At 36.1% G+C, this 8,562-nt stretch carries 3 protein-coding genes; all 3 read right to left on the bottom strand.

Going from position 1 to position 8,562, the window contains the following annotated elements; all coding sequences use genetic code 11:
* Nucleotides 1-175 precede the first annotated feature (175 nt).
* Complete coding sequence (locus FN831_RS27420; protein WP_142531408.1) at nucleotides 176-1,399, bottom strand: IS256 family transposase; 1,224 nt, start codon at nucleotides 1,397-1,399, stop codon at nucleotides 176-178.
* Nucleotides 1,400-1,483: 84 nt separating this feature from the next.
* Complete coding sequence (map, locus tag FN831_RS27415) at nucleotides 1,484-2,248, bottom strand: type I methionyl aminopeptidase (RefSeq protein ID WP_142531407.1); 765 nt, start codon at nucleotides 2,246-2,248, stop codon at nucleotides 1,484-1,486.
* Between the two features lie 5,068 nt (nucleotides 2,249-7,316).
* Nucleotides 7,317-8,405 carry a GAF domain-containing protein gene (locus FN831_RS27405; protein ID WP_142531405.1) on the bottom strand — a complete coding sequence of 363 codons (1,089 nt, stop codon included), beginning with the start codon at nucleotides 8,403-8,405 and terminating at the stop codon, nucleotides 7,317-7,319.
* Nucleotides 8,406-8,562: the final 157 nt, after the last annotated feature.

Raw genomic sequence — 8,562 nt, 5'->3', positions numbered from 1 at the left:
TATGCGCCGGAATGACAGGGTTTACAAAACTGCAAGCCTAAATCAGTTCTTTATTTATGCACATCTAGTGGGGTCAGCATCCTCCAGAATATCCATTCAGTATACTAGTTTTCTACGGGTCTGTAAAATAAACTGTGTCAGGGCATTGATTCATAAGGATTGATGCCTTGAATATTTAATTCAAATCTAATATCATTCGACCAGGAAACCAAATAGCAAGTTTCTGAGCAGTGATTGCCCAATTACTCAAAGGCATAGTCCATTTCTGGCTGATGTTATTGTGAGCCAGGTAAATGAGCTTTAATAGTGCCATATCAGAGGTAAATGCGTCTTTAGTTTTGGTCACCTTGCGTACCTGCCGATGAAATCCCTCAATCGTATTGGGGGTATAAATTAGTCGACGTACATCAGCATCATATCTGAAATAGCTTGTCAGCTTTGGCCAGTTATTTCTCCAGGACTCAATCACCTTTTCATATTTTCTACCCCATTTAGCTTCCAGATCATCAAGCCTGAGTTCGGCCTGTTCAAGAGTATCTGCTTTATAAACGGGCTTCAGGTCTGCCATAAACGTTTTCTGGTCTTTGGAAGCTATATATTTAAAGCTATTTCTAATTTGGTGGACTACGCAGGTCTGGATTTCTGCTTGAGGGAACACTGTACCGATGGCAGCAGGGAATCCATTAAGGTTATCAATACAGGCCATCAAAATGTCTTTTACACCTCTGTTTTGTAAATCGGTTAATACCGAGAGCCAGAAATTTGACCCCTCGCTTTGTGACACATACATACCTAAGAGAGCTTTATAGCCATGACGGTCTATTCCAATAATATTATAGACTGCATGAGAAATCATTCGATGATCCTCTTTTACTTTATAATGCATCGCGTCCAGCCAGACAATGGTATAAAGATCGTCCAGTGGGCGCGATTGCCATTCCTTCACCTCAGGAATAATCTTGTCTGTAATGGCTGATAAGGTGGCGTGGCTGATATCAGTATCGTACATATCCTTGATATGTTTGGAGATATCTCTTGGGCTCATGCCTAAACCATACATGCCGATAATCTTTGATTCCAGGCTCTCAGCAAGGATAGTTTCCCGCTTACGGATGATCTCTGGCTCAAAAGTTGCGCTGCGATCCCTTGGGGTATCGATTGAAATAGTTCCTGAGGATGTTCTGACTTCTTTGCTAGTTTTACCGTTCTTTCGATTACCAGAAAGGCGTTCATCAGCATCCAGATGGCTATCTAATTCAGCTTCCAAAGCCGAATCCAGAAAGCTTTTGAGTAAAGGGGCGAATGCTCCATCCTTACCATACAGTGATTTGCCCGAACGCAATTGCTCTAGGGCTTTTTGCTTCATTTGCTCATATTCGAGCTGCTCATCTTTTTTCATATTATAAACTGTGTTTCTAAGTTAATAAATAACTATCTGACACAGTTTATTTTACACTCTCTTTTCTACCAGTGTTTATCAGTATTAACTATATATCTCATTCCTTATAGTCAAAATTTCTGGTCTATCATTTGTCACAATTATTGTATGTTCGTGTTGTGCTACATAACCGCCTTTATTTCCAATCATAGTCCACCCGTCATTTTGTTGTTCAGCATATGTTGATACCGTTGAGATGAAAGTTTCAATAGCGATAACTGAATTTTTGCCAAACCTGCGTTGATCGAGTTTATCTCTATGGTTTAATATTTTATGAGGATGTTCGTGTAATTTTCTACCAATTCCATGGCCAGCAAGATTTTTGATTACTTTATAGCCTCGCTTTTTAGCTTGAGTCTCTATTAATAATCCGATGTCAGAAATTTTTATACCGCCTTTTATATTTTGGATTGCTAGTTTCGATATTTCTTTTGAAGCATCTATTAGCCTTTGATGCTGATGAATGTCATTACCAATAATTGATGATGCTCCATTATCTGACCAAAATCCGTTAAGTTCGGCGGAGACATCAATATTAATTAAATCCCCATCCTTTAGAATTTTACTATTAGAAGGTATTCCATGGCAAATTTCGTTATTTACACTGATACATGTATGCCCAGGAAAGCCGTAAGCGAGAAGTGGAGCAGAATTTACTCCAACATCCGAAAGTAGAGCCCCTCCATAAGAATCAAGTCTTTTCGTTGTGAGGCCTGGCTGCGCATAGTTAATCATTTCCTTCAAAACCATAGCAACTGCCTCACTAACTTTCTGCATCCCCAATAATTCTGATTCATTTGTAATTATCATAACGTTACGTATAATTAATACTCTTACACATTTCTAACTAAAGGCTAGTGATCAATTTGTCGGCCAATTTTGGCCAGTCTCTTCATCCATATACTGGATACCTGATTAAGTTTTCTTCTGGAGGTGCATTTCATATTAACAGTGGGCGTAAATTTTCATTCTGTAAATGGGATAGGCGTCTCAGAATACATATCTCTTGTTTTAACACTTCCTACTTCTGAGATTCAATACTTAATGTAAACATACTTTTTTGAAACACACAGGACTGATATGGAGTCAAGACGATATGTGTTGACTCCATTTCAGAAGGACAAATATGATCTGTTTCTGAATTCTTGCTTAGCGGACGGAAACAGATTTGAAATACGCTTTACTTAACTTCAGATGCAAAGACGGCCAGTTCGTTGGCATTAACACTCTGTCCTAAGTGACACTTTAATTCAAGCCCGATTGAATATTTATCAGAAAAGCCTTTCCTTTCTCAGATACTTTAACGTAAAATACATTATTAATTTTATTGATATCTATTAATCCTTCTCCCCGCAGTTGAGCAAATCCAGTTTTTGGAATAAGTAGCCTTTTAGGAATCATCAATGAACCGTGTTTGAGAATAGTTAGTAGAACGTTTATTTTAACAGTGTTGTTCATCTAACAAATATAGAGGTTCTATAAAATGAAAATCGACTGCTAAACAATAAAGGTGTAATATAAGACGCTTATATCTTAACTCCTGTCCATTACAAACCAAAATATAACTTTTGGCATTTTATGTTCATATTCTCCATGACCACTGAAAGATCTAGAGGGATTTGGTCTTAATAACTATCGAAAACGAACAAGTTGAGTTTTAAATAAATCTTTGATAATTTGTTTACTTTATTATAAATAGCTGCCAGCAAATACGACAGGCCATTAAGATAGAAATTCGCCTTTGCTTGCAAGCTTTTCAATCTCAAAATATAAAATCTGTATCCGAACTTTGGTATTGGCTTTTATCACTTACATTAGTTTTTATAGCTCCGATACTATATTTAATCCTAACATAATCTTCAGACCTAAAGTGACTTGTATGAATATCACTTTTGTTTCACCCAGGCAAGGAGTACACTTTATTAGTGCTAATTAAAAATATGAATAAATTTAAGTTGGCATGTATTATTATAGGCTTATGCTAGGCAATATAAATATTTGTTATGAAAGTTCTATAAGCATTTATTTGACTTGACTTAAAAACGGACATTGCAGTTAGTATTTACTCCAACAATTTACAAAAGAACCGTAATGCTGATGTAGGCTATACGCGGGTACTTAGATAAGCACTACGTGAAGTATTTGACGAATTTTCAAATAACAGAAGTTTGAAGGTTGATATTTCTGTTGAAGAAATTTCTTTCTAACTGTATTGTGTCTCAGAAAAAATATTGCAAGAAGCTAAATAGGTCGAACGGAGCAAATCACTTGTAGTAAAAATACCGAGGCATCCTTTACACCATATTATTCTGTAAGAGTGATGAATTACTACTATTGTAATATTTGTTTAATGAAAAATGGCTATAGCATTATTTTGAAGGCGATGTATCCTCATGCTACAAATATTTCGTAAAAAAGTAACAAAACGTACAGCTAATTTTTTATATTTAAAACCAATAATGAATAGATTCATACATCTATTAATCGTGGATGATGATAGCATACGCCTGTTTATCTCGGCCAAGCTACTTGTTTGGGTTGGAACTGAAGTTTTATTGAAGACTAAGTCGAACGGGCAGGGGACTTTAAACTATTTGCAGAAACTCACCGATTCAACAGGTCAGCTCCCAGATATCATATTAATTGATATAAATATGCCGTTTCGTGATGGCTGGTGATTTTATCAATTTACCAATCAATAGGCATTGATAAATACATTCACATCATCATGTTGTCAGCATTTGTATTTCAAGACGATATTAAGCGATCATCTTTTATCCACACGTCAAAGATTTCCTTATAAAATCCGTATCAAGGTTGGACATGATTCGAATCTTTACATGCTTTCCTTCCGCGTAAATATTGAATCGCAATCTAGCTCAAATAAATACATATTTCCTATGATGTCAGAAGAGAACTCCATCAAGACTCTGTAAAGATGATATCCATTGTCTTTTAATAAGAAAAATAGCAATACTGCAAGACTTAATCAACAGAACCTTCCACATGATATAATTTCTACTTTGATTCTCAAACATCAGTACATCAACCCTCAGTTGAAAAGTAAATTCTATTTATCTAAATAAGCGAAATATTTTCTTTGGCTAATTGCTTAATCTTTGGGCGTGTTTCCTATCTCCTTCAACTATAAGTGTATGGAAAGTCAATTTCAGATTCAAAGGGTTGTACATGGAAACTGCAAAGTACACTTTAAAAATACCATTAATAAGGTGTTAACTAAGGCATCAACTATTTAGATTCTTTGCTGCACTAGCTTCTTTTTATTCAATTAATCATTTAAAATATTAAACAAGAATGTAGATATTTCAATCCTTGATTCCTTTGAGAACTTACGAATTCTCCTATTCCTTACCTGCATGTAGATTCCGCTGAAAACGGTAAGTTGGTGCTGAAATCTAAATATTAAACACGCTTCACTGATATAATTAACACGCTCAAATGGGTAGATCGACTTGTTTTGAGCGTTTTTAATAGCAAAATCACTGAACGAGGTTTAGAAGGAGGAGTAGGGAGAGTGGCAGTCTATAACTATTTGTTTTGGCGTTCAAGAAAGATATTTATCCATCTACGGAATAGCCTTTTGCAACGCCGAATATGGGGTTGCACACTGTGATCCGGGGTTGGGTGTGAAGAACTGTCTCTATAAAAGGCCGGTGATTGAAAACCAAGGAAGCACAGGAGTTTGGAAGTGGGATAATTTTAGAGTATAGATGTGAGAAATTACTTATTTTGATCTGTCATTAATAGCATTTGATACTATACATTGCATCCAAAGGGCTGTACAGTTTACTCTGAAATGAGATACCATGTTTTGCTGAAATTCCCCCGCCCCTTAGAATCCGAGAAGTTGAACTCTAGGAACAGATCGCCGGTTAGCGAATATTATTTAGCCTTAAAATTGAAAGTTAAGTCCATACATCTCATCTGAAAAATGTTACTTAACACGTAGAAGAGGACAATATAGAGCGGTATTTGATGCAAGTTGAATTGCGAAAAAATCAGGTCATATTGACAAAACTCCTAACCAGGTGAATCCTCCCCGTTGCAAATAAAGGAAATGTTGAATATCGTCAAGGACACACGACCTGAACTATTCAAAAGAAAGCAATAATTATTATAGCGGAGTGTGATTTAAACGCCGCCTAGCATAGTGCTCGGCTACCCCTAACAAATAAATTTCATAGACGGTATGCTTATCTAACAATTTTAAATTATAAATGCAGTTTTCTGGCTTGTCAGTTGCTTAATTACGACTTCCGCGCGCTCTAACCTAATAATCGTATATACCGTCAAAATACAGAGACATGCAATCAATGTTATAAGAACGATACAAGTTAATTTGAGAGATTTCATGGTTAAAACATCAATTAAATCAATTTAGGGAAAATTATTTAAATTAATGCAAGATAATGTTATTAATTATTTCGGTAAGTTATTTTATAGGTTTAACTCCAAGATTGTCTTAGTTATGTTAGTTTTGAGTACCTTGATCTAATACCTTTATCCAACAAACAATTTAATTATTAAAATGAGGGAAGCAACGGATAGAGAATTTTCAAAATATAGTCTTAATTATAATTCTGATTATACCATCTGGCCAAAGTTTAATCGATATAAAAACATCTAATTGTAGCCACCCTTGAACAGTCGGATAGTTTTGAATGGCGATATTCGTAAATTTAAATCAGGAAAAGTATAGGTCTTTGTAATGGGGGGACATGCCCTACCTTTGTTCCACAATTCCGGTTTGAAGACGTTATACCCCGTCTCTTAGTAAAACCCCATTCTTTCGTTTAAACAAGCAATACGTCTATGAATTCAATCCGAAATTTAATCGCCATTCTTAAATTATTGAAAAATTATCATTCCTAGGTGCTAAATTTATATGGTTATTTGTCTTCAGATAGTATTCTGCACATTTACTAACCTGATACACTTTGCCCGTATTAATTCAAGTAATTTAGCTAATGGAATGATGTACCTGTCCTTATTTATGTAAGTCCCTATACTAAGTTTGATTGCTTTCTAACTAAAATATAATTATCCTGTATGGTGATTCGATCTACATACAATTGTAGATTGATATTACTATTTTTTTGCTGTCCGGGCTCATTGATCTATATTTCCCCTGATTCGAGAGTTAGACTTTTAAGTCCTTTCAATGCGAATATTAGATCATCGGACAAAGGGTGAGTGGACTTTTTGACCTGTAAAATATAACTGTCAATCATCTGAGCAACTTGGTCAGCTCTATGCTGGGTTACAGCTACTTCTTCGACGTAATCAGCAAATTTACTTTTCATATTGGATGCTCCAAGATTTAATTAATTATAAAGATAGGTCACTTTATTTTAGAATCAAATAATGGGGGTTAGACCGGGGGAAAAAGCTAGTACACCATGGCAATAACCATTTTCACGTAATAAAGTAAATTATGAAACATCAGTAGTATACCTTAGGAATAATTAGTGATCCGTGAAAAAAAGCCATTTTCTTCTAATCCTTAATCTCTTATTTTCTGCTGTTCCAAGAATGATACTGCAGATTATAGCTAATAATCTTCATATTCTTCGTTTACATTTGTCTTTTGATGAACCAAATTACTCATCGCCGCATCCACGACCTAGATGCTGGGATTTTACAGCAAAGGCAAACTGCTCATAAAATATTCCTATTCAAAAAAAGATGCCTTTCCTAATGATGGGTATTCACTGGGAACTGGTAGGATAGACGACTAGGTGTTAAATGCTTTCGTTTCTGATGAGAACTGGGGATTCCGTTACTATTCCATGGATACCTTGCCAGCGTGATTCGCTGATACAATTGTCCTGTCAAAAATAACGGTTATGAATCAAAATTAAACTGCTGTAAAACCTACAATTGTTTTTATTTTTTCATCTAATTCTTCCAGATCGTTTTCGATCTCAAGGAGTAGAGGATACGCGTTGAAATGGTTTTCGATTTTCAGTAATTGCAGTATACCTTTCATATTGGCCACTGGCCTGCGTAGTTCGTGAGATTGTAGAAATGCAGTTTTTGCTAGTAAATTTTGATGTAGCAACAGTTTTTTTTGCTCCTCTATCCGGTTTGTAATATCCGTTGAATTGAACGAGATCCCTATAATTTCACCGTCTGCATTTCTTGCCGGATCATAGGTGATATCACACCAATGGGATGATTCTTTAAACTGGATAAGCCGTTCATGTCTTATGCGCTCACCTAATAAAGCTCTGCTGCAATTGTTCAAAAATTCTGCCATGTAGTTCTCGCGAACAAATGCGGTAACCTTCATTCCTTTCTCTATGGCGATATGATATTCTTGCAGGATAAAGTCTCTAAGCCGTTTATTAAAGGCCAAAATGGTATAGTCCTTATCGATCATGATATGCTCTGAGGTTGAACTCTCAAAAAAAGAGAGGAGCTTAGTCTCGGTCTTTTTCGCCTCAAGATACTGAGATTTGAGAAGCGATATCCCTGATTCAAACTCAAACAAGTGCATTGCGTGACGGGCAAGCATCGTCAACATTTTCAATTTCACCCCTGAGATTGTTTTTGGGGACTTGTCTATCACGCAGAGGCTGCCCAGATTAAATCCATCATGAGTAGCAAGCGGGATGCCTGCGTAAAAACGGATATTGGGGTCTCCAAGTACCAATGGGTTGTTCATAAAACGGTCATCTTTTGAGGCATCTTCGACAACAAAAAAATCTGATGTGTCTATTGTATGATTGCAAAAGGCATCCTTTCTGGCAGTTTGTGTAAAGTCAAAAGATTGTTTAAATCTTATGTATTGAGTTTCTTCACCAATTAAGCTGATCAGTGCCGTTGGGCAATCACAAATTTTAGCCGCAGTACTGACGATATCCTGTAGTTCCTGCTCTAGGCTAAAGTCAATTTTCATAAATTTATCAACGGCTTGCAACCGTTCAGGTTCATTCAATGGCATAGGGATTCTCCTTATTAAAAAAAATGCATATTAACATATCATATTTTTCCCGCGGGTATATTTGCGTATTTCAGTAAAAGTGACCCCTCTGTTTCGGTGCAAACTGACCCCCTGACTTGGCTGCCGAGCGTGGTAGCGAATGCCCCACTAAGTCTTA

Origin of the sequence: Pedobacter westerhofensis, from assembly GCF_900182595.1 — a bacterium.
Taxonomy (GTDB): domain Bacteria; phylum Bacteroidota; class Bacteroidia; order Sphingobacteriales; family Sphingobacteriaceae; genus Pedobacter; species Pedobacter westerhofensis.
Note: the sequence above shows the minus strand (reverse complement) of the source record. Positions and strands in the feature narration are given on the sequence as shown.

Bases quoted from the DNA above. Each gene is read 5' to 3' on its own strand.
- FN831_RS27420 (WP_142531408.1), bottom strand. From the start codon at position 1,399: ATGAAAAAAGATGAGCAGCTCGAATATGAGCAAATGAAGCAAAAAGCC.
- map (WP_142531407.1), bottom strand. From the start codon at position 2,248: ATGATAATTACAAATGAATCAGAATTATTGGGGATGCAGAAAGTTAGT.
- FN831_RS27405 (WP_142531405.1), bottom strand. From the start codon at position 8,405: ATGCCATTGAATGAACCTGAACGGTTGCAAGCCGTTGATAAATTTATG.